Source organism: Methylomagnum ishizawai (genome assembly GCF_900155475.1).
GTDB classification, from domain to species: domain Bacteria; phylum Pseudomonadota; class Gammaproteobacteria; order Methylococcales; family Methylococcaceae; genus Methylomagnum; species Methylomagnum ishizawai_A.
In genome coordinates this window covers 242,554-265,532 of sequence record NZ_FXAM01000003.1, presented here as the reverse complement: position 1 = coordinate 265,532, position 22,979 = coordinate 242,554, and the positions used below count along the sequence as shown (strand labels likewise).

Below are 22,979 nucleotides of genomic sequence, written 5' to 3'. Positions count from 1 at the left end.
CCGCCCGTTGCCAGACTTGGCCCATTACCACTCCGAGACCGATCCCTACAGCGGCGAGGAAACCCTGGTCGGCACCTGGACCAACGCCCGCGGCTACCGCATCGGCGGACTGAAATTCCACGGCAACGGCAGCTTCTACGCCGAATTCGACGTGGCCGAACCGCATCCGACCGACCGCCGCTGGTTCGTGGAAAGCGTGACCGCCTGGGGCCAAGGCACCGAAATCAAGGCCGAACCGCAATTGATCCCGGCCCTGGAATAAACCCGCACCGATGACTCCCCAAGCCCTCTACGAACTCCTGACCGACTACGCTTCCCGCCGACCCGGTGCGGGAAGTCGTCATCGGGCCGATCTGGACCCTGTGCCGCACGACCGGGGCATCGGTTTGGCGATGAGCCCGCAAATTCCGACCCGCACATTGTCCTGGCCGGGCACACTGTACGGGAGGCCGGTGGCCGAACTGGCGGCTTGGCTCGCGGCCTGGGAACCCTACCAAGCCACCGTCGGCATGGCCGCCACCAATGCCGCGTTGGCCGACCTCGCCCCGCCGCCGGAAACCGTGGCGGTACGGCCCGGCTCCGTATTGCCCGCCAATTTGGCGCTGTTCGAGTATTTCCTGCCGCGCCTCGCCGGCAAGAAGGTGGTGGTGGTGGGCCGCTATCCCGGCCTCGCCAAACTGGGCGAATATTGCCGCCTCGGCGTCCTGGAGCGGACGCCCGAAGGGAACGATTTCCCCGACCCCGCCTGCGAATTCCTGCTCCCGGAAGCCGATTGGGTTTTCCTCACGGGCAGTTCCCTGACCAATAAGACCTTCCCCCGGCTGGCCGAATTGTCCCGTTCCGCATACACCGTGCTGATGGGACCGACCGTGCCCTGGCTGCCGGAATTGGCCGATTGGGGCGTGGACGCCCTGGCCGGGATCGAAGTCCTGGACCCGGAAACCCTGCGCCAAACCGTGGCCGAGGGCGGCGGCGTCCGCATCTTCGAGGGGGCCGTGGGCTACCGGCTGGCCGAGTTGGGCGCGCCCCACCGGCTGGAATGGCTGAAACGGCGGATCTCGGCGGTGTTCGCCGAGAAGGAACGCCTGAACGCCGCGATGGAGAATTGGTATGGGAGGTCCGCAGGCCGCTTCCCGGAATACGCCCGGCTCGAAAGCGCCAACCGCCGCCTATCCCGCCTCGACACCGCCTACAAGACCCTGTGGGACGCCCAGAACGCCAAACCGGCCACGATTCCCGGCACCTTCGAACCAAGTCCTTGATTCGAAGGGGTTTCCCTATTCGCCACCCCCCGCATGGGAGCGGGCGCGACGCTATATATAATGGTTTCACCGGCCATTACCCCAAGCGGACGCAGACCCATGCCCAAATCCAAGATCGCCAACAACGCCACTTCCCCGCCCGTCTCCGCCTTCAACAGCCCCCAGCTCTCGCTGTTCCAGACCTTCCTCTGCAACAGCGACGACGAGCGCGACCGGCTCTCCAACACCATCGAACTCTGGGACAGCATCCCCAAGTACGCCACCACCCAGCAAGCCATGAACCAGGCCCGGACCAAGGAAGGATTGTTGCCGCGGCTGGAAAAGACCTTCATCTATAAAAAACGCGAATATAAAGTGCGCATCTCGCCCGCCATCATCGATGTCGAAGGCGGCGGGGACAAAGCGTTCTATCCCAGCGGCAACGAGGAGATCGTCGAGGACGCCCTGCGCAAGATCGCCGCCGAGCAGCAGAAGGGCTTCTTCGACAAGCCGGAATTCAAGAGCGGCGTGGTGTTCTCGCTCAGCCTGCTACGCCGCGAACTCAAGAAGCGCGGCCACGCCCGCTCCTACCAGGAGATCATCCGTAGCCTCAACATCCTGGTCGGCAGCCATATCGAGATCAGCCTGCCCGACGGCAAGGGCTTCGCCAAGACCAGCTACCTGCCCTCGCTGGCCACAGTCTCGCGCTCCGACTGGATGAAGGACCCCGACGCCCGCTGGGTGGCGCATTTCCACCCCCTGGTGACACAAAGCATCGACGCCCTCTCCTACCGCCAATACAACTACCACCTGGTCATGTCCTATACCAACCAGCTCGCCCGCTGGCTGCACAAGATACTGGCCCATAACTACGTGAACGCCTCGATCCTGGTCTCCTACACCCTGAGCCTCGCCTCCGTGCGGAGGGATAGCGGGCTCCTTGGCAGCAAGCGCAACAACGACGACCTCCGCAAGCTGGAGGCGGCCCTGAACGAACTGAAGGAACACCGGGTGCTGCTCGACCATGTCCGGCGCGACGAACGCGAAGCCAGGAACAAGATCGTCGATATCCATTTCGACCTCACCCCGCATCCCGACTTCGTCCGCGAAATCAAGGCCGCCAACAAGCGCCAACAGTCCGTCAAAAACCCCGCCTAGCCGAACCCTCCGGGGAGCCTCTCCAGGTGGTAGGTTTAAGCCGCGGGTGGGTGGTAGGTTTAAGCCGCAGGAAGTGGTAGGTTTAAGCCGCAACTGGTGGTAGGTTTAAGCCGCAACTGATTTTTTTGCACCAAAAATGTGCAAAAAATCGAAAGTTATCCACAGGCTGGAAGGCCAAGGTGGTAGGTTTAAGCCGCAACTATGGTAGGTTTAACCCGCAACTGGCCGAAAAGGTGGTAGGTTTAACCCGCAACTCAGCCAAAAAGTGGTAGGTTTAAGCCGCAGGTCGCGCCGGAAAGGCCGAAAAAACGGCCAAAGTGGTAGGTTTAAGCCGCAGGAAGTGGTAGGTTTAAGCCGCAAGTCAAAAAAAAAAACTTAAAAAAACAAAAACTTATCATCCATTTTTCGCCTCCTCCTTTTCTTATCCTTCTTCCTTTTAATATTCCTTCCGGAATCGCCCTCCGAATCGACCCTGGAGCCACCCCGGAAACGGTGCCCGGACACCGCCTCCACCCGACCGAAAACGGATGCCCGACCCACCGGCCCCGCGCCGCGGGAATCCACCCCCGGACACCCCTTCCCGGAGCCGGGCGACGCGGAGGAAACAACCCCGAAACCGGGAAGCACCGACCGGCCATCCCACGCGCCCCCAACCCCGCAACCAAACCAGGTCCGGCGCAACCGGAAACAACACCGCCCGAAAACAGCGGGAAACGGAAATCCAAGCCGGCCCGATCAAGCCAAATCCGGGAACACCGCCGAAAGCCAATGGCCGCAAAGCGCCGGAAAGCCCTCTAAAACGCCAACCAAGCGCTGGAAAGCCAATCCCCCACCCCAACACAGCGCCCCACACAGAAACCCGCCTTAAAATCGATTACAGCGGCCCTAACCAGCCAATCCACATCGACCCGGCCCGACGACGAAGCGGGACAATCGACACTGGGAAACGATGGCTGTCGTGAAACCAACAAAACCCGACAATTCGTAAGCCGTTGTAACAAAGCCGACAGGGCAGGGGCGGATACGGGAGCCTTTTCCACCCATTCAATACGGGATATCACATCTGGCCCGAACCCTGCTTCCGGGTTCGCCGCCATAACACGCGCCCACACCCACCGACAAGGCAGACAACCGCCAAGAACGGTTGGAACATCACGCGGAACAGAGGGGAGAACAATGACCGAAACGTTTTACGAGGTGCTGCGCCGCCAGGGGATCACCCGCCGCAGCTTCATGAAATTCTGTAGCCTCACGGCTTCCTCCCTGGGACTGGGCGCAGCCTACGTCCCCAGGATCGCCGAAGCCCTGGAAACCAAACCCCGCACCCCGGTCCTGTGGCTGCACGGCCTGGAATGCACCTGCTGCTCCGAATCCTTCATCCGCTCGGCCCATCCGCTGGCGAAGGATGTGGTACTATCCATGCTGTCACTCGACTATGACGATACACTCATGGCGGCGGCGGGCCATCAAGCCGAGGCCATCTTCGACGAGATCATCGAAAAATATAAAGGCAACTACATCCTGGCCGTGGAAGGCAACCCACCACTGAACGAGGACGGGATGTATTGCATCCACGGCGGCAAGCCTTTCGTGGAAGTGCTGCGCCGGGTAGCGAAGGATTGCAAAGCCATCATCGCGTGGGGTTCCTGCGCCTCCTGGGGTTGCGTACAAGCCGCCCATCCCAACCCGACCAAAGCCACCCCGGTCCACAAGGTCATCATCGACAAACCCGTCGTGAAAGTACCGGGTTGCCCGCCCATCGCCGAGGTGATGACAGCCGTCGTGACCTACATGCTGACCTTCGACAAGATTCCCGACCTCGACCGCCAAGGCCGTCCCAAGATGTTCTACGGCCAGCGCATCCACGACAAATGCTATCGACGACCGCATTTCGACGCCGGGCAGTTCGTGGAAGCCTTCGACGACGAATCGGCGCGCAAGGGCTATTGCCTGTACAAGGTCGGCTGCAAGGGACCCACTACCTACAACGCCTGCTCCACCGTGCGCTGGAACGACGGCGTTTCCTTCCCGATCCAGTCCGGGCACGGCTGCATCGGTTGTTCGGAGGACGGTTTCTGGGATAAGGGCGGGTTCTACGACCGTGTGACCGGCATCCACCAGTTCGGTATCGAATCCAACGCCGACCAAATCGGCATCGGCGTCGCCGGGGGCGTAGGCGCGGCCATCGCCGTCCATGCCGCCGTCAGCGCCCTCAAGAAGGCGCAGAACAAGCCATCCGACAACAACAACCAGCCAGGGGGGAACTAAGCCATGGCCGCCTACTCAACCCAGGGCTTCAACCTCGACAACAGCGGCAAGCGGGTCGTGGTCGATCCGGTGTGCCGGATCGAGGGGCACCTCCGGGTCGAGGTCAACCTCGACGCAAACAATGTCATCCGCAACGCCGTATCCACCGGCACCATGTGGCGTGGACTGGAAGTCATCCTCAAAGGCCGCGACCCCCGCGACGCCTGGGCCTTCACCGAGAGGATTTGCGGTGTTTGCACCGGCACCCACGCCCTGACCAGCGTACGGGCGGTGGAGGATGCCCTCGGGATCGCCATTCCCGAAAACGCCAACAGCATCCGCAACCTGATGCAATTGTGCCTACAGGTCCATGACCACCTGGTGCATTTCTATCACCTGCACGCCCTGGACTGGGTGGACGTGGTCAGCGCCCTGTCCGCCGACCCGAAGGCGACCTCGGAACTGGCCCAAAGCATTTCGCCCTGGCCGCTGTCTTCGCCCGGCTATTTCCGCGATTTGCAAAGCCGCTTGAAAAAATTCGTGGAATCCGGCCAGCTCGGCCCGTTCATGAACGGCTATTGGGGCAGCCCCGCCTACAAACTGCCGCCCGAAGCCAATCTCATGGCGGTGGCGCATTACCTGGAAGCCCTCGATTTCCAAAAGGAAATCGTCAAAATCCATACCGTGTTCGGCGGCAAGAATCCGCACCCGAACTGGCTGGTCGGCGGGATGCCCTGCGCCATCAATCTGGACGGTGTCGGCGCGGTCGGAGCCATCAACATGGAACGGCTGAACCTGGTATCCAGCATCATCGACCGGACCATCGAGTTCGTCGAACAGGTATACCTACCGGACATCAAAGCTATCGCTTCGTTCTACAAGGATTGGCAATACGGGGGTGGCCTGTCCTCGACCTGCGTGCTGTCCTACGGCGATATTCCCGAAAAGGCCAACGACTATTCCGCCGGGAACCTGCTATTGCCACGCGGGGCCATCGTCGGCGGCGACCTCTCCAAGGTCCATGCCGTGGACATGCGCGACCCGGAGGAAATCCAGGAATTCGTCACCCATTCCTGGTATCGCTACGACGACGAGCAAAAAGGCTTGCATCCCTGGGACGGCGTGACGGTTCCCAATTTCGAGCTGGGTCCCAATTTCAAAGGCACCAAGACCGATATCAAGGAATTGGACGAAGCCGCCAAGTATTCCTGGATCAAAGCGCCGCGTTGGAAGGGCCACGCCATGGAAGTCGGTCCCCTGGCCCGCTACATCGTGGGCTACGCCCAGGGCAACCCGGAGTTCAAGGAACCGACCGACAAACTGCTGAAAGACTTGGGGCTACCCTTGAACGCGCTGTTCTCGACCTTGGGCCGCACCGCCGCCCGCGCCCTGGAATGCGAATGGGCCGCGTACAAGATGCGCTATTTCTTCGACAAGATGATCGCCAATATCAAGACAGGCGACCTGGCCACCGCGAACATCCAGAAATGGGAACCCTCGACCTGGCCCAAGCAAACCAAGGGCGTCGGTTTCACCGAAGCCCCACGTGGCGCGCTGGGCCATTGGGTGCATATCGCCGACGGCAAGATCGAGAACTACCAGTGCGTGGTACCGACCACCTGGAATGGCAGCCCCCGCGATCCCAAGGGCCAGATCGGTGCCTACGAGGCGTCCCTGATGGATACCCCGCTGGCCAAGGCCGACGAGCCACTAGAAATCCTGAGGACCATCCACAGCTTCGACCCATGCCTTGCCTGCTCCACCCACGTCATGTCGCCGGAAGGCGAGGAAATGGCGCGGGTCAAGGTCCGTTGAGGGGAGAACGGGAACCATGTCCGCTCAACCGAAAATCGCGCCGGACGCCCCGGTCTATGTCTACGAACTGCCGGTGCGCCTCTGGCACGCCGTCAACGCCCTCAGCGTGGTGGTGCTGGCGGTGACGGGCTACCTCATCGCCCATCCCCTGGCCACGCCCGAAGGTGAAGCCAGCGCCAACTTCCTGATGGGTTATATCCGCTTCGCCCATTTCGCCGCCGCCTATGTGTTCGCGGTGGGATTCCTGGGACGGGTGTACTGGGCTTTTGCAGGCAACCACCACGCCCGCGAGTTGTTCATCGTGCCGGTCCACAGGCCCGCTTGGTGGGATGGGCTGTGGCACGAACTGCGTTGGTTCTTCTTCCTCGATTCCGCACCGCGCCGCTATCTGGGCCACAACCCCCTGGCCCAGCTTTCCATGTTCGCCGCGTTCACCCTGGGCGCGGTGTTCATGATCGGCACCGGCTTCGCGCTCTATGGCGAAGGCGAGGGCCAAGGTTCCTGGCAAGACCGGCTGTTCGGCTGGATCATCCCGCTGTTCGGGCAGAGCCAGGATGTGCATACCTGGCATCATCTGATAGCCTGGGTCTTGGTCTGGTTCGTGATGATCCATGTCTACATCGCCATCCGCGAGGACAAGATGTCCGGTCAGAGCATGTTGAAGACCATCGCCACCGGCTGGCGCAGTTTCAAGGGCTAGGCTATGGCGGTGGACGGCGGAACCCTGGTCCTGGGCATCGGCAATCTCCTATGGGCCGACGAAGGCTTCGGAGTGCGCTGCGTGGAGGAATTCGCACGGGGCTACCGCCTACCGCCCGGGGTGACGGCCATGGACGGCGGTACCCAAGGTCTATACCTCCTGCCCTATGTGCAATCAGCCCGGCGCTTGGTGGTATTCGACGCAGTAGATTTCGGCCTACCGCCCGCCACCCTGCATTGGGTCGAAGACGATGCCGTGCCGCGCTTCATGGGCGCGAAGAAAATGAGCCTGCACCAGACCGGCTTTCAGGAGGTGCTGGCGGCGGCCCTGCTCACAGGCCAACTACCGGAACACATGCTCCTGATCGGCGTACAGCCGGTGGAACTGGACGATTACGGCGGCAGCCTCCGGCCCGCCATCAAGGCGCAGATCGGCCCGGCGGTAATCTTGGCGGCGGCGCGGCTGGCGCAATGGGGCCACGTCCTGGAACCTTGGGCCAACGCCTCCGACCCGCTGAACGACGCCAGCCTGGAACTGGACGCCTACGAATCGGGGCGTCCCTCCGAACAAGCCGCCTGCCGCCACGGCGACGGGCGCGTACTCTACGGGCGCTAGCCATGTGCTTAGGGATACCCATGCAAATCCTGGCCGTGGAAGGCCGCTACGCCCGCTGCCGCGACCGCCACGGCGCGGAACACCCCAGGATCGACCTCATGCTGGTGGGCGAAGCGGAACCGGGCCAATGGCTGATGACCTTCCTCGACGCCGCCCGCGCCCCGCTGACCGAGGAGGAAGCCCGGCAGGGCAACGCCGCCCTGGACGCGCTCGACGCCGTGCTGGCGGGCGCGGAAGATGTCTCGGCCTATTTCGCCGACCTGATCGACCGGGAACCGCAACTCCCGGATTTCCTGCGTGGTGGCCACTCATGAACGACGATATTCCGATGGACCGGCTCGCCACGCTATTGGCCCGGCTGGTGAAGCATCACGGCCTTCCCCTCTTGGACGAGACCGGCGTGGAGGTTTTCGCCGCCGCGTCCGGCGTCAACCTGCTGTTTTTCCCCGAAGACCCCGAGCGCGTGCCGGAAAGCTGGGACGTGGCGGCGATCCTGCCCGAGTTGCTCAAGGGCCTGCCCGAATCTTGCCGGGTCGGTGTGGTTCCACCCGCCAACGGCCGCCTATTGCGCGAGCGCTATGGTTTCAAACGTTGGCCTGCCCTGGTCTTCCTACGCGATGGCGGCTATCTCGGGGCCATCGAGGGGATGAAGGACTGGGCGGTGTTCCTGGCCGAGGCCCGCCAAATCCTGTCGCGCCCGGCCAGCCGACCGCCGCTGAACTTGAATATTCCCGTGGCAGGCGATTCCCCCGCCTGCCATTGATCCCGGAGCCACCGATGAAACCCTTCCCCATCCCCGTGTTCGGCGAGTCGCCCTTTCCCCCGCAGGAAGAAGACGAAGCCCTCGCCATCGTCAGCCCCGGCGAGATGGCCGTGTTCCGTATGCCCCTACGCCGCGCCCCGGCGACCCGCGAGGAGGAACACGCCGCCGCCGCCGTCATCGCCGAATTCCTGGCCCGGATGGACGCCCAGGAGATCGATGGGGCGGAGCAGCCCGGTTTCGATTTACACGGCCTGCCGCCCGGCGTTATCCGTGTCCTCAACGAAACCCTGGGCGAAGGCGAGGTTTCCGCCAAGCTGGGCGACCGCACCGAGGTCCAGGAAACCGCCTTCGCCGGCATCTGGCGGGTGCGCATCGCCGGTCCCGGCGGGGAACCGGTTTCCGATACATTGGAAGCCTCGACCCTGCCGCGCCGGGTCCGCGAACGGGCCAGGGGTGCGACCGGCATCGAGATTCCGCCCACCCCGCCCGGTTTGATGAACGCCCCCGCCCTCTTGGCCGAAATCCTGGCCCGCGCCGGGCGCTACCGCGAACACGGCACCGGCCATGTCGTCAACCTCACCCTGTTGCCGATGACCCCGGAGGATTTGGCCTATCTCGACGCCGCGCTGGGCCGGGGCGGGGTCAGCCTGCTATCGCGGGGCTATGGCAATTGCCGGATCACCGCCACCGCGCTCGACGGTGTGTGGTGGGTGCAGTATTTCAACGCCGCCGACACCTTGATCCTCAACACTTTGGAAATCGCCGCCATCCCCGAGGTCGCCCTGGCCGCGCCGGAGGATTTGGCCGACAGCCGCGCCCGGCTGGCCGATTGCCTGGAAGGCCTGCGGGAAGGCTGATGTTCGAGAATTACGCGCCCGGCCCCGGTTTGCCGCCCGGTGCCCGCTTGGAATGCGGCATCTGCTGGTGGGTGTACGACCCCGCCGCAGGCGACCCGGCCCAGCAGGTCGAACCCGGCACGCCTTTCGCCCAATTACCCCCGGATTGGCGCTGCCCGCAGTGCGACGCCCCGCCGCAAAAATTCATGGTCGTGGCGAATGGCGTTTGAACCCGACCCGTCCGCCCCGGTCGCGCGCTTGGTGGAAGTTTTCGAACGGCTGGCCAGGACCGGCATGGCGGACCTGCCCATCGCCAATCCGGCTTTGCGGGTCGAGGCCGTGGGCTTCGTAGCCTGGGACAGCGAGTGGGTGGGCGTGCTGATTACCCCTTGGGCCGTCAACCTGATGGTTTTGCCAGGACAACCGGAAGTTTCCACCAATACCGGCTTGGACGGTGGTGCGATCCAGTCCCGCCGGTTCCCGTCCGGGGTCTACGGATTCCGCACCGGGCATATCGACGGCTTGGGGGTTTACCAAAGCTGTTCATTGTTCTCCCCGCCCGGCGAATTCGCCGACCAGGACGCGGCGCGGGCGGTGGCCTTGGAAATCATGGGCCTGCTGTTCCAGCTGGAAGCGGCCTTGGCCCCGCCGCCCGTCCAGGTTTCGCGCCGTTCCTTCCTGCGGGGCCGGTTCGGCGGGCCGGGATGAGCCAGGGTCGCCTCGAATTGGCGGCGGTCTGGGATGGCGCGGTGGTGGTCGATATCGCGATCCGCAATAGCCGCCCGGAAGCCTCCAAATTGCTGCGCGGACGCACGCCGGAACAAGCCCTGGCGGCGGTGCCGCTGCTGTTCGGCGTGTGCCGCCATGGGCAGACCCAGGCCGCCCGCGCCGCCCTGGCCCTGGCCGGGGGCGCGGCGATTCCCCAAGACGGCGCAACCGCCATCGCGGCGGAAGCGGCCCAGGAACACCTGTGGCGCTTGCTGGTGGATTGGCCGACGGCTTTGGATCTCCCGGTGGACCGGGCTTTGTTCGCGTCCTGGTACCAGCGTTTGAACGGGGTTGTGGCGCAAGGCGCTTGGAACGGGAGCGGCGCGGAATTCGCCCGCTTTTGCGAGCAGCGCTTATTGGACCGCGCTGCCGCCGCCTGGCTGATGGGCCGGGACGGGGGCCGCTTGGGACCGGCTTCGCTGTGCGCCCCGCTATTGGCCGCATTGGAAACCGAAGCCCGGTTACCCACAGCCACCCCGACATTGCCATGCGGCCTGGACGCCCAGGCCTATTACGCCGGAATGGCCCCGGATTGGAGCCAGGCTTTTCCCAGGTTGCCGGTTTGGCAAGGCCGACCCGCCGAAACCGGGGCGCTGGCCCGCTGGCCCTGGCTGAGGACGGGGGGCGGTTTGGCGGCGCGGGTACGGGCGCGGTTGGCGGACTTAGCCTTGTTGGCCTTGGAAGCGACGGGCCGGGTGCTGCCCCAAACCAGGGTCTCGGCGTTCTCCCCGGAACCCGGCGTCGGCTTTGCGGCGGTCGAGACAGCACGTGGCCTCCTGGTCCATCAGGTCCGGCTCGGACAGGGCCGCATCGACGATTACCGGATCGTGGCCCCCACCGAATGGAATTTCCATCCAGACGGGGCGTTCCGCGACGGATTGTTGGGGTTCCGGGCCGACGACGCCGAGGCCGTGCGCCGCCGGGCCGGACATTTGGCCTTGGCCTTGGATCCCTGTGTTCCTTTCAATATTGCCGTGGACTAGGCCGCAGCCGGTTTTGGCTTGGTCCCCCACGCGGAGAAGACCCCTATGAAGCTTTATATGACTCCCGGTTCCTGCTCGACCGGCATCCACATCCTGCTGGAAGAACTCGACCTCGCCTTCGAGGCTTATCTGGTCAACCTCTTGGCCGGGGACCAGAACCGGCCCGATTATCTCGCTCTCAACCCCAAAGGCACGATCCCGGTGCTGGTCCGCGACGATGGCACGGCCCTGACCGAATTCCCCGCCATCGCCTGGTGGCTGGCCCGGCGCTATCCCAAAGCCAAACTGCTGCCCGAGGATATCGACGGCGAGGCGCGGGTATTGGAGGCGATGGATTACGCCGTGGGCACCATCCATATGCAGGGTTTCGCCCGGATTTTCACCACCGCCCAATTCACCCCCAACGAGGCCGATTATGAAGCGGTCAAGCAGCGTGGTATGGAGATCGTCGCCAAGGGGTATGCCATCCTGGATGGAATGCTGGCCGGGAAGGAATATGTGGCCGGGCGGTTTTCCATCGCCGACGCGGCTTTGTTCTATGTGGAATTCTGGGGCGACAAGCTCAAGCTGGAATTGCCGGAACACTGCCGGGTGCATTATCAACGCCTGTTGGCGCGGCCCGCCGTGCAAAGGGTTTTGCGCGAAGAAGGCTACCGCGTCTGATGTTTCCAACCCACAGGATCGAAAACCCATGACCGACATCCTCGAAGGCCGTTGCCGCTATTTCCTCAGCTATACCGGCGTGAAACTGCCGCTCAAACTCCTGACCGAATTAGAGCCCGCCCAATTAGAGAACCGTAATACCTATTTCAAAGGGTATTTCGACGCGGAGGAGCGGCTATTGGGCTTGCAAAAGATGGTGTACGGGGAAGTCGAGATGGAACACCGCTATTCCTATCATCCCAACGGGGTGTTGAGCGGGGTGGAGATCATCGATGCCGAGGGGGAATCGAACCGGATGGCGTTCGACGAGGCGGGGGCGGTGGTGGGCGGGGAATAATCTGGCGGGTTTTGATGAAAGGCCGCTGGGTGCGGCCTTTTTTTTCCACTATGGCCGGGAAAGGGTATCAAATCGACAAGTTTTTGCCAGGCGCTCACTTGCATTTTCCTTAATTCAACAAAACCAAGCCCATGTCCCGGCGGATCTCGACCGCCCACCGGACCCTGACATGGGCTGCCACTTCCAGCCAGCCTTTACGGCATTCCGGGTTGTTCGCGGCAAAACGGGGATCATTCCAATTGATGTCATCGAATAACACTACCGCGCCAGGTGCCAATAATGGCAAAACGGCTTGGAAATCGTTGACGTAATCCTTTTTGGAATGGCCCGCGTCATGGAATATGAAATCCACCGGACCCAGGGTTTTAGCTAGGCGGGGAAGTACCTGGGAAGTCCAGCCATATTCGCAAACCACCCGGTCCCGATAGCGGCTTTCAAGCAATCCAGCGGCGATCCGGTATTGCAGTTCCGAACCTTCCACCGTGGTAAGCCGGGTATCCGGGCCTTGCACGGATAGGGCCTCCAGCATGAATAGCGCCGACATGCCGTAAGCCGTGCCCAATTCCAGGCAATGTCGGCACCGCATGAAGCGGATGATGCTGGCGAGGATGCGGCCCTTATGGCCGAAGGAAGAGGTCATTTCAAAATGGGCGCGCACGTCTCCGGCCCAGCCGCTACTTCCCATGGGGCTTGGATTGCCAAGATAGGCATCGGCGATTTGGGCGAGTGTTTCGGCCCAGGCGAATTCCAGGGGCGGGAGGTTGGCCAAGGCACCGAGCAGGGAGGCAAAGCGCTTTGCGGATTCGGTATCGCCACCTTTCCGGTTGCGTTTGACGGTGGTGATTGGAAAACTCTGGCTTTCCAAGCACGAACGGAGGAATTCCACATAAGCCGTGGGAAACCTGGGAGGGGGTGCCGCTTTTGCCAGAGCCCATGGCAAGACGACATCCAGATTGGCATTATCACGGAGATTGATAGGCTGTGGCGAGCTTTTCCAAGCCCCACCCAATAGTTGGGACAATATACTTTTCATGGTCCTGCTTTCGCGATCAGTGGGATTGATATGGTTCTATTATCCAACATCCTGCCTTTCCAGCAATTCTTTGATATGGTCTGGCTTTTGGATATGCATTTCCGCTTCTATCCGGGCCAGTTCCTCATAATCCACCCAGGATTCCAGTGTTCCATCCTGGTGGGACAGCCAGTCCTTGGGCTGGACCTGGATATGGGGACGTAGGACGCCCGCCGTGGCTAGGCAATGGCGGCAGGCGTGCAAGGGCTCCGGGGCGGTGAGATAAGCGTAAAGTCGATCTCGGAAGCCGGGGTCATCGCGGAGTTCGATTCCGTCGCGGGGATATTCCCCGGTGGCCAGTCCCAGCATTCTCGGAATGAAAATGCTTTGCGGGCATTTGTAAAGATGGCCGTCATAGACCGAATGGCAACCCCAGATATGGACCTTTTTACAGCTTCGATAAATGCGCTCCACGAGGGCTGGGTTGTGATTGCCGGAGAGCGAAAATACCCTGCGGAATTCCTTGTAATAATAGATTTCTAGGCGCACGTTGAAAGCGCGGGCCTTGGCCTTGAAACTTTCCATCGACTTCGGGTCGGGGTGGGAGCCGGGATAGATGGATATTTCCAGATCGTCCAGGTTTTCCCAGAATGCATCCTGCATGTGCGGCAGCAACAAGCCGTTGGTGATCACCATCACCCGGTCGCTGATTCCGCTGGCCCGCACGGCTTGGATGACCGGCACGATCCGGGGATGCAACAGCGGTTCCCCGCCCAGCAATTGGACCAGCCGGGGTTGATAGACCTTGGCCAGGATGGAGAAGTCGCGGTGCAGGGATTCCGGGTCGGCGTAGCGGTGTTGGGCGATGGGGGAGATATGGTCGCAATCCCGGCAAGCAAGATTGCATTGGCCGACGATATCGGTTTGGCAGGCATAGTGGGGAATGATTTTACCCTCGACGATGCGTACGCCGGGGTTGGGAATCCCGATGGATTCTGCCTGGACTTCCGCCGTCTTGTGCGGGTGGCCCAGCAGCGAGGCAAGGAATTTACCTAACACGAACCGGCCCTAGGGTTGGGATTGCTGGGAAGGTCCGGCATCCTGCCCGGACGCCCTGCGCCGGTCCAAGGCTTTCTTGAACACCCGCAGGGCGTTGAGTTCGACCAGGGTTTTGCCCACCGTCATATTGGCCCCGTGGCGGCGGACCAGGAGGGTGACCGCCTCGGGGCGGGCGATGGCGAGGTTCAGGTCGGCGGCCCTATGGAACCAGTCGGCGTCCTCGGCGAAGCGCAGGTCGGTGTCGAACAGGCCAACCCGTTCGAAGGCCCGGCGTCGATATAGTCCCGCGCCGATGTAGAAGGGGAAGGATTCCTTGGGATTGCCCACATAGTCATACCGGCCCGTGTCGGGGTTTTTCACCAGCATTTGCGCCCGGCCATGCACCACGTCCAGTTCGGGCGCATCCAGCAGCATCGCGGCGAGCAGGGGCAGGTTGCCTTCCGGCCACAGGTCGTCCACGTCCAGGAAGGCGATGAATTCCCCGGAGGTATCCTTGATGCCCCGGTTGCGGGCCGAGGCGGCGCCGGAGTTGTCCTGGCGGAAATATCTGACATCCACCGGCAAGCGCCGGACGGCGTCCTCGATGGCGTCGGTGCTGCCATCGTCCACCACGATGATTTCCAAGGCCGGGTAGGCCTGCGCCAGTACGTTGGCGACGGCCTCGGCCAGGAAGTCCGCGCCGTTGTAGACCGGAATGATCACGCTGACCAGCGGCAGCCGCGCCCCGTCCCGGCCTTCTTCCCGGCGGGCCAGCGCTGCGATCTCCCCGGCTTCCCGCCGCAACAATCCGGCTATCGCGGCGGTAACGCCGGCCAGGTTGCGGCCCAGGGCGATTTCCAGGCCGGGCACCCGGTCGAGCAGTTGATCGATGAATCGGTAGGTGGCCTGGCCGGCGTAGGGCAATTGCGACAGGGTGGTGAAAGCGGCGGCGTTGCGCAGCCCGGCCTTGTGGGTCGGCTCGAACCGGGTATCCTCGCGATCGGCGAAGCGGGGGGAAACCACCGCCTTGAGCGGCAAGGACCGGGCCATCTGCCCACGGCGGGCGGGCCATAATTGCAAGACGGCCTTTTCTTGGGCGAGGTGGGCCGGATTGGCCAGCAGCGGAGAAAATTCTGGAAACCGTTGCAACTGCGCCGGGTCGAGCTTGGCCGTGGCATACAGGCTGTGGACGCGGGGTTCCGGCTCCAGCCCCACCACCAGATAGTCGTCGGCCAGGTAGGCCATGCCCGCCGCGAGGCAGGACAAGGCCGTGGTGGATTTGCCGACCCCGCCCTTGCCGGTGATCAGGATCGCGCCGTCCGCGTCGCCCACGGCGGCGGCATGGAGCAACTGGCAGCCCCGGTGTTCCATCCACCAGTGGAACAAGGTACGCAAGGGCGAGGCTTCGCACCAATAAGGCAGGGTTTCCTCGTGGCGCACCCAGAACACGGCTTCGCGCCGTTCCAGGTCCATGAGGTTGACCGAGCATTCGATCCAATGGAAGGCGGCGCGGATGCGCGGGCTGTTCATGCCCCAGATATCGCCCCGGTCGGTGAGGCGGTCTTGGGGGAACGGCGGCGGCGGCATGGCGATGCCGGTGGAAGCGCTATCCCACACATGGAACGTGACCTCGGCGGCGCGGTCCGGTGTCACTTCCAGATGGGCCAAGGCCGCGCCGAAATGCCGGCGCAGGGTCTCCCCCGCATAAACCACCCGGATCAGGCTGCCCGCCAGTTCCAGATGGGATTCCACGGTGCCGGTGTTCGCTTCCGCCTGCCGGGCGCAGGCCAGGACGGTGTCGAAAAACGCCACCTGCAAGGGCTCCGGCATGGTGGGAGTATCGGAGGGATGGTTGTTATCCATGGGGCGATAGCGTTATTTCGTCGTGGAGCGGGGAAACCCGGCGCAAGCGGCCTTGCTCCAGGCGGTAAACCCGGTCGGCGAACGCCACCACGCCGGGGTCGTGGCTAATGATCAAAATAGCGGGGCGGTTCGGCACCCGCAGCAGGTTGTCCATCAAACGGGCGATGGCCTCGGCGTCCAGATGGTTGGTGGGCTCGTCCAGGATCAGCAACTTAGGGCCGCCCAACAAAGCCCGGGCGATGGCGAGCCGTTGCCGCTCGCCCCCGGACAACAGCGCCCCGCCTTCGCCCATTTCGGTGTCGTAGCCTTGGGGCAGGGCGGCGACGAAATCGTCCGCCAGGGCCAGCCGGGCCGCGGCCCGCACCGCTTCGAGGTCGGCTTCCGGGTGGCCATAGCGGAGGTTGTCCAGGACCGTGCCGGCGAAAAAACTTTGCTGTTGCATGACCACGCCCATACCTTGGCGCAGGGCGGGCATATCCAACTCGTCGTAGGCCACGCCACTGGCATACACCGAGCCCGCTTGCGGTCGGCAAAAACCCACCACCAGGCCGAGCAAGGTGGTCTTGCCCGCGCCGTTCGGCCCGACGATGGCCACGCATGCGCCGGGTGGAATCTCCAGATCGACCGAGCGCAATACGGAGTGCCCGTCATAGGCGAAGCTGGCCCCGCGCAGGCTGACGCCGCCATCGAAGGCGATGCGCCGCCGGCCTGGGTAAGGCTGCTCCTCGCCTTCGCTCAGCAGCCCGTGCAGTTTCGTCAAGGCTTCCTGGCCCGCGATCAATTCGGGAATGCCGCCCGCCAGCGCGTCCACTTGCCCGTTGAGCAGTCCCGCCGCTACGTAGAACGACATGAGATCGCCCAGGGTCATGCCGCCTTGGGCGACCGCCGTACCCCCCGCCACCAGGATGATGATACCCGCCCAGCCCGTCAGGTTGCGCTGTATCTGCCCGTGGAGGGCGAAACTCATGGCCATGCGCCGGCTGCTGGCGCTCAATGCCTGGATGTATTGGCGCTGGACGATTTTTTCCCTGGCCTCGCAGGCTTGCAAGCGGATCAGGTCCATTTGCCGCAAGGTGAACCGCGCGCCCTTGCTGAATTGCTCCATGGCCTGTTGGCAATCATGCACATCGGCCTTGACCCGCGCCCCCGCCCGGCGCGAGGTCCAGGCCAACACGGGTAACAGGAGGGCGGTCATGGCGACCAGCCGCCAATTCAAGATCAGCACCACCCCCAGCAAGGCCGCGCTGGCGAACACGGCCGGCAACAGGCTGGACAGCAGCCGGTTGCTCAGCGTATCGAAACGCTCGCTGTCCAGTACGATGCGGGTGTGCATCCGGTCCAGGTCGGCGTGGTTGAAATGCTCGCGGGAAAGGACGTACAGCCGGTCCAGCAGGTCCTGCCGCAATGCCTGGACCGCGCCCTTGACCATGTCCAACACGATGCCCCGCAGCCATAGGGCCATCCCGCTATGCAACAGGCGGATCAGCACGATGGCGCCGCCGAGGAGGGGCAGCCAGTCCGCCTTGCCCTCCGGGATGGCCTGGTCGAACACCAAGCGGATCAGATACAGGATGGGCAAGACCAACAGCGATTGCAGCGCGGCCGCCAGCGCATAGAACAACAAGCGGACCCGGCGGGATCGGTAATAATGCGCAAACAGCCGGACGGCGTGCCGGTCGATCAGGTCCGGGCCAGGCCCACGCTTCATCGGGACCAACCCAGGCGGCGCGCGAGTCCCCGGCAGATGGTTGGGAAGATTTCCAGGCGGCCCCGTAATTGCCAGCGGTACCGCAGGTAATGGGAAAAGTCCCGGATGAGAGGGAAGGGCCGGGTGTCCTCGGCCAGGGCGCAATACTCGGCGAACAGCACCCATTGCTTGGCCACGGGATGGGCATACAGGCGGCTAATATCGCCCAGCACGACCGTGTTGGCGATGCGCTCCAAAAGCCGGGGGCGGTGGCGCTCCAGGCGGTGGTGGACGGCGGCGGGCAACTCGACGGCGAAATGCTCCGTGAGGTAGCCGAGGCCCAAGGCCAGCCGGTGGGTCAGCCGTTGCGAGTCGGCGAAGTCGAGCAGGCGTTCCCAATCCACTTCGCCGCCGCGCTGGCGCAAGATCGCCAGGGCGTCGGGTATCCAACGGATCGGCGGCTCTTGGTTCCAGCGCACCCCGTGCAGGATAGTGTGGAACAGCAAGGCGGTCGGTGCCAGTTGCAGACACCGCAGTCCGTCGAAGTCCACCGGCTCCATGTCGGACCAGAACCAGCGGTCGGCGGCAGGGCCGACGCATTCGCGCAGGAAATGGTAGTGCAGGTCCAATTGCAGGTTGCCGTGATGGCACAGCAGGGCATGGAAATACCGGTACCCGTCCGCCGATGCCTCCGTGTGCTGGGTCCAGCCGGCTTCCCTCAGCACCGCCAAGGTCTGCGGCATCTGTGCGAGGGGCAGCGCGAGGTCGAAATCCGCCATCGGCCTGAGTGCGTGATGGCGGTAATAGCCTAGAACGAAAGGCGCGCCTTTGAGCAGCGCAAGATCGACGCCGGTTTCGTGGAGGCGCTGAAGCACGGGGCGCATGGCGAAAAACAGCGTCTGGTTTTCGCACCAAAAGCGCCGGTAGACGCCCTTGAGCCGACCCATCAAGGGATCGTCCACCCCCAGGCGCTGGAGATTGTGGTAGACCAAGGGCAGCAGGCGCAGGATCGGATAGCCCAACTCCCCCTCCAGATCGACGCCTGCCCGCCATGCCCGGAACGCCCGTACCGCGTCGTCCCCATCGAGCAGGGCGGCTTTCAGCAGGCGTTCCTGGTCCAGGCTGGGCCAGAGCTTGCCGGGATGTAGGGTGTGTTCCCTCATGCCGCTGGCTCCTCGGGATGGGTGTCTTGCGCGGCCCGGCGGCGTGCCAGCGCGGCCCGCAATAGGCGTAGATAATCCGCTTGCAGGCGCTGGGTTTGCCTGACCGTGTTGGTGCCGTGTATGCGGCGGCGCAACACCACGCCCTCCACCCGCCCCATCACAATCCCCTGCTCCTCGGCGCGGGCGATCCAATCCAGGGTCTCGCCCACGGCGAATCCCGTGTCGAACCCGCCCACCCGCTCGAATACCTCCCGTTTCAACAGCAAGGCTCCGGCCAAGCGTCCGGCCTGGATTCCGGCGGGCACTTGCAGGCACAGGCGATCTTCCTCGGACAACTCCGGGCTGGCGAAGGCTTCCACCCCGCCATACACGCCGTCCCAGTGGGGGTTTTCGGCGAGTTTGCCAAGGCGCAGGCCGAGGCTGTTGGCCGACCACAGGTCGTCGGCGTCGAGGAAGGCGATCAGGTCGCCGTTGGCGAGGCGCAAGCCTTGGTTGCGGGTCGCGGCGATGCCTTGGTTTTCTTGGCGGAAGCAGCGCACGGGCGGGCCATAGGCTTCGGCGATGGCCGCGCCGCCGTCGGTGGAACCATCATCGACGACGATCACCTCCCATGGGGTGGGCCGTTGCGCCAACAGGCTGTCCAAGGCCGCCTTGAGATAGGTGGCCGCGTTATGGCAGGGCACGATGACACTGACCTTGAGCGTGGCTTCAGTCATGATCGGCCTTCCCCCGCTTACGTTGGATGGAACGGCGCAAGGCCCGCAGCAGGAGGGGGTTGGTTTGCGTACCGGCCAAGGTGGCATTGCCGCCATACACCCGCTTACGCACCAACGGTTCGGGCAATACCGCCACTTTCACCCCGCCATCCAGGGCGCGGGCGAACCAGTCGCTGTCCTCGCTGACGGCAAAACCGGGGTCGAAGCCGCCGACCCGCGTAAAAACCTCGGGCCGTGTCACCAGCGCCTCCATGATCCACCCAGGACGGGCCGCCCCCAGGAGTTCCGGACGGAAACCCGGCGGGCATTCCGCCCCGTCCTCAAGGAAATGTTCCACGTGGCAGAGGACGGCGTCGGTCTCGGGATGGTTTTCCAAATAGGCGATTTGCCGCGCTAGCTTGTCGGGCATCCAGAGGTCGTCATGGGAGATGAACGCCAGGTATCGGCCCTTGGCTTGCGGGATGCCTTCGTTGTAGGCGTTGGCGATGCCCGTCGTCGTTTGCCGCCAGACCCGCACGAGCGGGAAGGTTTCGGCGATGGCGACGGTGGCGTCGCGGGAACCGCCATCGACCACGATGATTTCAGCGGGCCGCAGGACGGATTGGTGGACGCTTGCCAGCGCTTCCGCGATAAACCGGGCACCCTCGCGGACGATGAGGATGACACTGACGGCAGGCGTTCCGTCCGCGCCCTGGGCGGGCGCCGGGCAAGATGGAGTGGCCATGGCGGGGGTTAGGGCGCGGCGGGACGGGTGGGTTTGGCGACCGGCCAGCCGACTTCGTCGATATCGTGGATGGGGTCGAGTAGCAGCAGGTCCTGCATGTCGGCGTAAACCTCCAGCACTGGAGGCTTATAGGATTTGGGTGGGGTCGGGGGCTCCGCGCCCATCCCGTGGCTGGCCGCCGCCACCGTTTCTGTAGGTACGATCAAGCCTTGTGCAACCACGCTCTCGATGAAAGCGGCCAGATCGCGCGAATAATTCGCGGCTTCACCGCCGTATATTCCGGCCAAGTCGGCGGCCATAGCCCCTGGGTTCCGTCCCTGCTCCAGCCAAATCCAAACCAGGGCCCCGGTGTGCCGGGTACTGTAATAGTTGCCGGATTTGAGGTTCATGATCACGGCCTCGCCGTCGATCAAATCGCTAACGACAAAGGGTTGGTTGAGCCGGAACGACTGGGTTGTTGACATGGTTTTTAACGATTCGAATTATAAGTTTATCGGGAGAAAAGCTCGGCGTTGTCGCTACGGGGCGGGACCGTGGTTTCCATGAGGTCGAATCCTCACCCCAATCCGGGTTCGCCACCGATCTGGATTTCCAGCCGGACTGGAGGTAATTCATAGCCCGCTCCGCGTTTTTCATGAGGGGCGATTATGCAAGTTCTTATATCAGTATGCGAGTGCTCGTATAAGGTCGTGGCCTGGAAAAGCCCGTGTCGCGCGGGCTTCGGAGGTTTTGCCCATCAGCGCCTTGTCGCGGCGGCACGAACAGGCCGGGCAATCCGCTGGCCGTCGTCGGTCCGAGAGGGTTTATCCGCTGCCCTCCGGGGTATCGTGTCCGCCCAGGTCCGGTCCGGTTTTCGGGGGACTCCAGGCCTGGAAGGCGGTGTACGCCATGGCCAGCAGGGTCGGTCCCAGGAAAAGGCCCAGGAAGCCGAAAGCCATCGCCCCGCCGAGGGTTCCCAGGAACACCAGGATGAAGGGCAGGCGGCTTTCCTTGCCGATGAAATAGGGCTTGAGGACATTATCGACGAGCCCCACGACCAGCAGCCCCCAGAGCGCGAGGAACAGTCCCCATCCCGTTTCGCCCTGGTGCAATAGCCACGCCGCCGCCGGTCCCCAGACCAAGGCGGGTCCGAAAGGCATCAGCGCCATGATGAACGCCAACGCGCCCAGCAGCAGGACGCGGGGCACCCCCGCCACCCACAGGCCGAGTCCGACCAGGACGCCTTGGATCAGCGCGGTGCCCATGATGCCGTAAACCACCCCCTTGATGGTTTCCTCGGCCACCCGGAGCAGGTCCAGTGCCCGCCGACCGCCGATTTGGCCGCACAGGGACCTCAGCCGGATATACAGCGCGCCCCCGGCGGGATAGAGGAAGACGGCGATGAACAGGCTCAGGGTCAGGTGCAGGAGGTTGACCCCCAGGTTGGCCGCGCCGCTGAGCGCCCAGTCCCGCAGGGGCGCAAGATACTTGGCGAGCGCTGCGGTCAGTTGGGTCCCGCTTCCCGCCATCCCTTGCCAGCGGCCATGCAGCCAAGGCCCCAACAACGGCAGCTTGGCCACCCATTCCGGCGGGGTCGGCGGACCCTCGCTGAGCAGCCCTTGTGCCATCTCGACGAGCGAAGCCACGTCCGCCGCCAGACTGGCACCCAGCAGCGCCAGGGGTACGATCAAGACGACGACCACGGCCAGGATCATCAGCCCGCTGGCCCAGTTCCTCCGGCCCGCGACCGCCGCCTCGACCCTCCGATAAACCGGCCAGGTGGCGAACACCAGGATGACCGACCACAGGATCGCGGTCAGGAACGGGCGCAACACCAGCAAGCAACCCAGGGCCAACCCGAGCGCCACGGCCAGGCCCATCCATCGATTCATGGGTTTTTCGTCCGGCACATCACCTCCCCAGCCAGGCCGGGGATTCCGGCGCATGGCGTCGAATCGCGCACGGTCCAGCACCCAGGCAAGACGGGCTCAAGCGACATAAAACAATATTGCGAAATAGTGGCTGATACTGCCCGCCAGCACGAAAATATGCCATATATTGTGGAAATAATCCACCTTATGATCTAGCGCGTAGAACGCGACGCCCACGGTATAGAATAAGCCGCCTGAAATCAGCCAAACAAAGCCCTCGAAAGGTATGGCCTCCAACAAAGGATCGAGCGCGATCAGGATCATCCAACCCATGACGAGATAAATCACCACGGAAAACACCCGGCTCCCGCCCCGCGACCATATCTCCAGCGCGATTCCCAGAACCGCCAAGCCCCAGACGGCGCTGAATATCAACCAGCCCAAAACCCCGCGTAGCGTGACCAGGGCGACCGGGGTATAAGTACCGGCGATGAAAAGGTAGATGGACTGATGGTCGAGTTTGGCGAACATCCTCTTTAATTCGCCTTGTAAGCCGTGATAAAGCGTTGAAAACGTGTAAACCAAGATCATGGTCAGCCCATAGATACTGAAGCTGACAATTTTCCATATATCGCCTTGACGCACGGCGAGCATATCCAATACCACCAAGCCGCCACAGGCCGCCACCGCGCCCACTAGATGGCTCAGCGTATTGAATCGTTCCGCTTTTTCCATATCGTTTCAACCCCCATGCGCGGGAAATCGGGTGGGCTGGCGAGCGTTTTCACGGTAGACATGGC

The 22,979-nt window shown here is 63.3% G+C and carries 25 protein-coding genes; 15 read left to right on the top strand and 10 right to left on the bottom strand.

Annotation, left to right across the window (positions count from 1 at the left end; genetic code table 11):
• From B9N93_RS25830 to B9N93_RS23140, 15 genes are all read left to right on the top strand, one after another.
• Nucleotides 1-262: hypothetical protein (locus B9N93_RS25830; RefSeq protein WP_176225414.1), on the top strand; the 262-nt coding region annotated here is incomplete at its 5' end.
• A gap of 10 nt (nt 263-272) precedes the next feature.
• Nucleotides 273-1,262, top strand: a complete 990-nt coding sequence (locus B9N93_RS23205; protein ID WP_254899513.1) for a DUF364 domain-containing protein — start codon at nt 273-275, stop codon at nt 1,260-1,262.
• A 99-nt stretch (nt 1,263-1,361) separates the two neighbouring features.
• Nucleotides 1,362-2,399 (top strand): hypothetical protein, encoded by a 1,038-nt coding sequence (locus B9N93_RS23200; RefSeq protein ID WP_085216549.1) that lies wholly within the window; start codon nt 1,362-1,364, stop codon nt 2,397-2,399.
• 1,176 nt (nt 2,400-3,575) lie between these two features.
• The gene (locus B9N93_RS23195) at nt 3,576-4,667 is read left to right on the top strand and encodes a hydrogenase small subunit (RefSeq protein WP_085216548.1); all 1,092 of its coding nucleotides are present in this window, start codon (nt 3,576-3,578) and stop codon (nt 4,665-4,667) included.
• Between the two features lie 3 nt (nt 4,668-4,670).
• The gene (locus tag B9N93_RS23190; protein WP_085216757.1) at nt 4,671-6,461 is read left to right on the top strand and encodes a nickel-dependent hydrogenase large subunit; all 1,791 of its coding nucleotides are present in this window, start codon (nt 4,671-4,673) and stop codon (nt 6,459-6,461) included.
• 16 nt (nt 6,462-6,477) lie between these two features.
• The gene (gene cybH / locus B9N93_RS23185; RefSeq protein ID WP_085216547.1) at nt 6,478-7,161 is read left to right on the top strand and encodes a Ni/Fe-hydrogenase, b-type cytochrome subunit; all 684 of its coding nucleotides are present in this window, start codon (nt 6,478-6,480) and stop codon (nt 7,159-7,161) included.
• A 3-nt stretch (nt 7,162-7,164) separates the two neighbouring features.
• Nucleotides 7,165-7,776, top strand: a complete 612-nt coding sequence (locus B9N93_RS23180; RefSeq protein WP_085216756.1) for a HyaD/HybD family hydrogenase maturation endopeptidase — start codon at nt 7,165-7,167, stop codon at nt 7,774-7,776.
• Between the two features lie 2 nt (nt 7,777-7,778).
• Nucleotides 7,779-8,090, top strand: coding sequence for a HypC/HybG/HupF family hydrogenase formation chaperone (locus tag B9N93_RS23175; RefSeq protein ID WP_085216546.1), 312 nt, complete (start codon nt 7,779-7,781; stop codon nt 8,088-8,090).
• Nucleotides 8,087-8,539 carry a thioredoxin domain-containing protein gene (locus B9N93_RS23170; RefSeq protein ID WP_085216755.1) on the top strand — a complete coding sequence of 151 codons (453 nt, stop codon included), beginning with the start codon at nt 8,087-8,089 and terminating at the stop codon, nt 8,537-8,539. Before B9N93_RS23175 ends, B9N93_RS23170 begins: the two co-directional genes overlap by 4 nt.
• Before the next feature lie 14 nt (nt 8,540-8,553).
• Nucleotides 8,554-9,396, top strand: a complete 843-nt coding sequence (locus B9N93_RS23165) for a hydrogenase expression/formation protein (protein WP_085216754.1) — start codon at nt 8,554-8,556, stop codon at nt 9,394-9,396.
• The gene (locus B9N93_RS23160; RefSeq protein ID WP_085216753.1) at nt 9,396-9,605 is read left to right on the top strand and encodes a rubredoxin; all 210 of its coding nucleotides are present in this window, start codon (nt 9,396-9,398) and stop codon (nt 9,603-9,605) included. The genes B9N93_RS23165 and B9N93_RS23160 overlap by 1 nt, the downstream gene beginning before the upstream one ends.
• Nucleotides 9,595-10,083, top strand: coding sequence for a [NiFe]-hydrogenase assembly chaperone HybE (gene hybE, locus B9N93_RS23155; RefSeq protein ID WP_085216752.1), 489 nt, complete (start codon nt 9,595-9,597; stop codon nt 10,081-10,083). Before B9N93_RS23160 ends, hybE begins: the two co-directional genes overlap by 11 nt.
• Entirely contained in the window at nt 10,080-11,126 is a 1,047-nt protein-coding gene (locus B9N93_RS23150) for a nickel-dependent hydrogenase large subunit (protein ID WP_085216751.1), read from the top strand. Before hybE ends, B9N93_RS23150 begins: the two co-directional genes overlap by 4 nt.
• Before the next feature lie 45 nt (nt 11,127-11,171).
• The gene (locus B9N93_RS23145; protein ID WP_085216750.1) at nt 11,172-11,789 is read left to right on the top strand and encodes a glutathione S-transferase family protein; all 618 of its coding nucleotides are present in this window, start codon (nt 11,172-11,174) and stop codon (nt 11,787-11,789) included.
• A gap of 28 nt (nt 11,790-11,817) precedes the next feature.
• Nucleotides 11,818-12,126: a DUF6156 family protein gene (locus tag B9N93_RS23140; protein ID WP_085216749.1), complete on the top strand. Its 309-nt coding sequence runs from the start codon at nt 11,818-11,820 to the stop codon at nt 12,124-12,126.
• A gap of 109 nt (nt 12,127-12,235) precedes the next feature.
• Here B9N93_RS23140 and B9N93_RS23135 read toward each other — a convergent pair whose 3' ends face one another.
• The 10 genes from B9N93_RS23135 to trhA form a co-directional block, all read right to left on the bottom strand.
• Complete coding sequence (locus tag B9N93_RS23135) at nt 12,236-12,991, bottom strand: O-methyltransferase (RefSeq protein WP_176225413.1); 756 nt, start codon at nt 12,989-12,991, stop codon at nt 12,236-12,238.
• Nucleotides 12,992-13,198: 207 nt separating this feature from the next.
• Nucleotides 13,199-14,197 (bottom strand): radical SAM protein, encoded by a 999-nt coding sequence (locus B9N93_RS23130; RefSeq protein ID WP_085216747.1) that lies wholly within the window; start codon nt 14,195-14,197, stop codon nt 13,199-13,201.
• A 9-nt stretch (nt 14,198-14,206) separates the two neighbouring features.
• The gene (locus B9N93_RS23125) at nt 14,207-16,039 is read right to left on the bottom strand and encodes a glycosyltransferase (RefSeq protein ID WP_085216746.1); all 1,833 of its coding nucleotides are present in this window, start codon (nt 16,037-16,039) and stop codon (nt 14,207-14,209) included.
• Nucleotides 16,032-17,747, bottom strand: a complete 1,716-nt coding sequence (locus tag B9N93_RS23120; RefSeq protein WP_085216745.1) for an ABC transporter ATP-binding protein — start codon at nt 17,745-17,747, stop codon at nt 16,032-16,034. The genes B9N93_RS23125 and B9N93_RS23120 overlap by 8 nt, the downstream gene beginning before the upstream one ends.
• Nucleotides 17,744-18,889, bottom strand: coding sequence for a nucleotidyltransferase family protein (locus tag B9N93_RS23115; protein WP_085216744.1), 1,146 nt, complete (start codon nt 18,887-18,889; stop codon nt 17,744-17,746). Before B9N93_RS23115 ends, B9N93_RS23120 begins: the two co-directional genes overlap by 4 nt.
• Nucleotides 18,886-19,605: a glycosyltransferase family 2 protein gene (locus tag B9N93_RS23110; RefSeq protein WP_176225412.1), complete on the bottom strand. Its 720-nt coding sequence runs from the start codon at nt 19,603-19,605 to the stop codon at nt 18,886-18,888. Before B9N93_RS23110 ends, B9N93_RS23115 begins: the two co-directional genes overlap by 4 nt.
• Nucleotides 19,598-20,329, bottom strand: coding sequence for a glycosyltransferase (locus B9N93_RS23105; RefSeq protein ID WP_085216742.1), 732 nt, complete (start codon nt 20,327-20,329; stop codon nt 19,598-19,600). The genes B9N93_RS23110 and B9N93_RS23105 overlap by 8 nt, the downstream gene beginning before the upstream one ends.
• An 8-nt stretch (nt 20,330-20,337) precedes the next feature.
• The gene (locus tag B9N93_RS23100) at nt 20,338-20,793 is read right to left on the bottom strand and encodes a PqqD family protein (protein WP_085216741.1); all 456 of its coding nucleotides are present in this window, start codon (nt 20,791-20,793) and stop codon (nt 20,338-20,340) included.
• 339 nt (nt 20,794-21,132) lie between these two features.
• A complete protein-coding gene (locus tag B9N93_RS23095) occupies nt 21,133-22,200 on the bottom strand; it encodes an AI-2E family transporter (protein WP_176225411.1) in 1,068 nt (355 codons plus the stop codon).
• Between the two features lie 96 nt (nt 22,201-22,296).
• Complete coding sequence (gene trhA, locus B9N93_RS23090) at nt 22,297-22,914, bottom strand: PAQR family membrane homeostasis protein TrhA (protein ID WP_085216739.1); 618 nt, start codon at nt 22,912-22,914, stop codon at nt 22,297-22,299.
• Nucleotides 22,915-22,979 lie beyond the last annotated feature (65 nt).

What these genes read in the sequence shown, in the direction of transcription:
- B9N93_RS23205 (WP_254899513.1), top strand. Translation starts at nt 273, where the DNA reads ATGACTCCCCAAGCCCTCTACGAACTCCTGACCGACTACGCTTCCCGC.
- B9N93_RS23200 (WP_085216549.1), top strand. Translation starts at nt 1,362, where the DNA reads ATGCCCAAATCCAAGATCGCCAACAACGCCACTTCCCCGCCCGTCTCC.
- B9N93_RS23195 (WP_085216548.1), top strand. Translation starts at nt 3,576, where the DNA reads ATGACCGAAACGTTTTACGAGGTGCTGCGCCGCCAGGGGATCACCCGC.
- B9N93_RS23190 (WP_085216757.1), top strand. Translation starts at nt 4,671, where the DNA reads ATGGCCGCCTACTCAACCCAGGGCTTCAACCTCGACAACAGCGGCAAG.
- cybH (WP_085216547.1), top strand. Translation starts at nt 6,478, where the DNA reads ATGTCCGCTCAACCGAAAATCGCGCCGGACGCCCCGGTCTATGTCTAC.
- B9N93_RS23180 (WP_085216756.1), top strand. Translation starts at nt 7,165, where the DNA reads ATGGCGGTGGACGGCGGAACCCTGGTCCTGGGCATCGGCAATCTCCTA.
- B9N93_RS23175 (WP_085216546.1), top strand. Translation starts at nt 7,779, where the DNA reads ATGTGCTTAGGGATACCCATGCAAATCCTGGCCGTGGAAGGCCGCTAC.
- B9N93_RS23170 (WP_085216755.1), top strand. Translation starts at nt 8,087, where the DNA reads ATGAACGACGATATTCCGATGGACCGGCTCGCCACGCTATTGGCCCGG.
- B9N93_RS23165 (WP_085216754.1), top strand. Translation starts at nt 8,554, where the DNA reads ATGAAACCCTTCCCCATCCCCGTGTTCGGCGAGTCGCCCTTTCCCCCG.
- B9N93_RS23160 (WP_085216753.1), top strand. Translation starts at nt 9,396, where the DNA reads ATGTTCGAGAATTACGCGCCCGGCCCCGGTTTGCCGCCCGGTGCCCGC.
- hybE (WP_085216752.1), top strand. Translation starts at nt 9,595, where the DNA reads ATGGCGTTTGAACCCGACCCGTCCGCCCCGGTCGCGCGCTTGGTGGAA.
- B9N93_RS23150 (WP_085216751.1), top strand. Translation starts at nt 10,080, where the DNA reads ATGAGCCAGGGTCGCCTCGAATTGGCGGCGGTCTGGGATGGCGCGGTG.
- B9N93_RS23145 (WP_085216750.1), top strand. Translation starts at nt 11,172, where the DNA reads ATGAAGCTTTATATGACTCCCGGTTCCTGCTCGACCGGCATCCACATC.
- B9N93_RS23140 (WP_085216749.1), top strand. Translation starts at nt 11,818, where the DNA reads ATGACCGACATCCTCGAAGGCCGTTGCCGCTATTTCCTCAGCTATACC.
- B9N93_RS23125 (WP_085216746.1), bottom strand. Translation starts at nt 16,039, where the DNA reads ATGGATAACAACCATCCCTCCGATACTCCCACCATGCCGGAGCCCTTG.
- B9N93_RS23120 (WP_085216745.1), bottom strand. Translation starts at nt 17,747, where the DNA reads ATGAAGCGTGGGCCTGGCCCGGACCTGATCGACCGGCACGCCGTCCGG.
- B9N93_RS23115 (WP_085216744.1), bottom strand. Translation starts at nt 18,889, where the DNA reads ATGAGGGAACACACCCTACATCCCGGCAAGCTCTGGCCCAGCCTGGAC.
- B9N93_RS23110 (WP_176225412.1), bottom strand. Translation starts at nt 19,605, where the DNA reads ATGACTGAAGCCACGCTCAAGGTCAGTGTCATCGTGCCCTGCCATAAC.
- B9N93_RS23105 (WP_085216742.1), bottom strand. Translation starts at nt 20,329, where the DNA reads ATGGCCACTCCATCTTGCCCGGCGCCCGCCCAGGGCGCGGACGGAACG.
- B9N93_RS23100 (WP_085216741.1), bottom strand. Translation starts at nt 20,793, where the DNA reads ATGTCAACAACCCAGTCGTTCCGGCTCAACCAACCCTTTGTCGTTAGC.
- B9N93_RS23095 (WP_176225411.1), bottom strand. Translation starts at nt 22,200, where the DNA reads ATGAATCGATGGATGGGCCTGGCCGTGGCGCTCGGGTTGGCCCTGGGT.
- trhA (WP_085216739.1), bottom strand. Translation starts at nt 22,914, where the DNA reads ATGGAAAAAGCGGAACGATTCAATACGCTGAGCCATCTAGTGGGCGCG.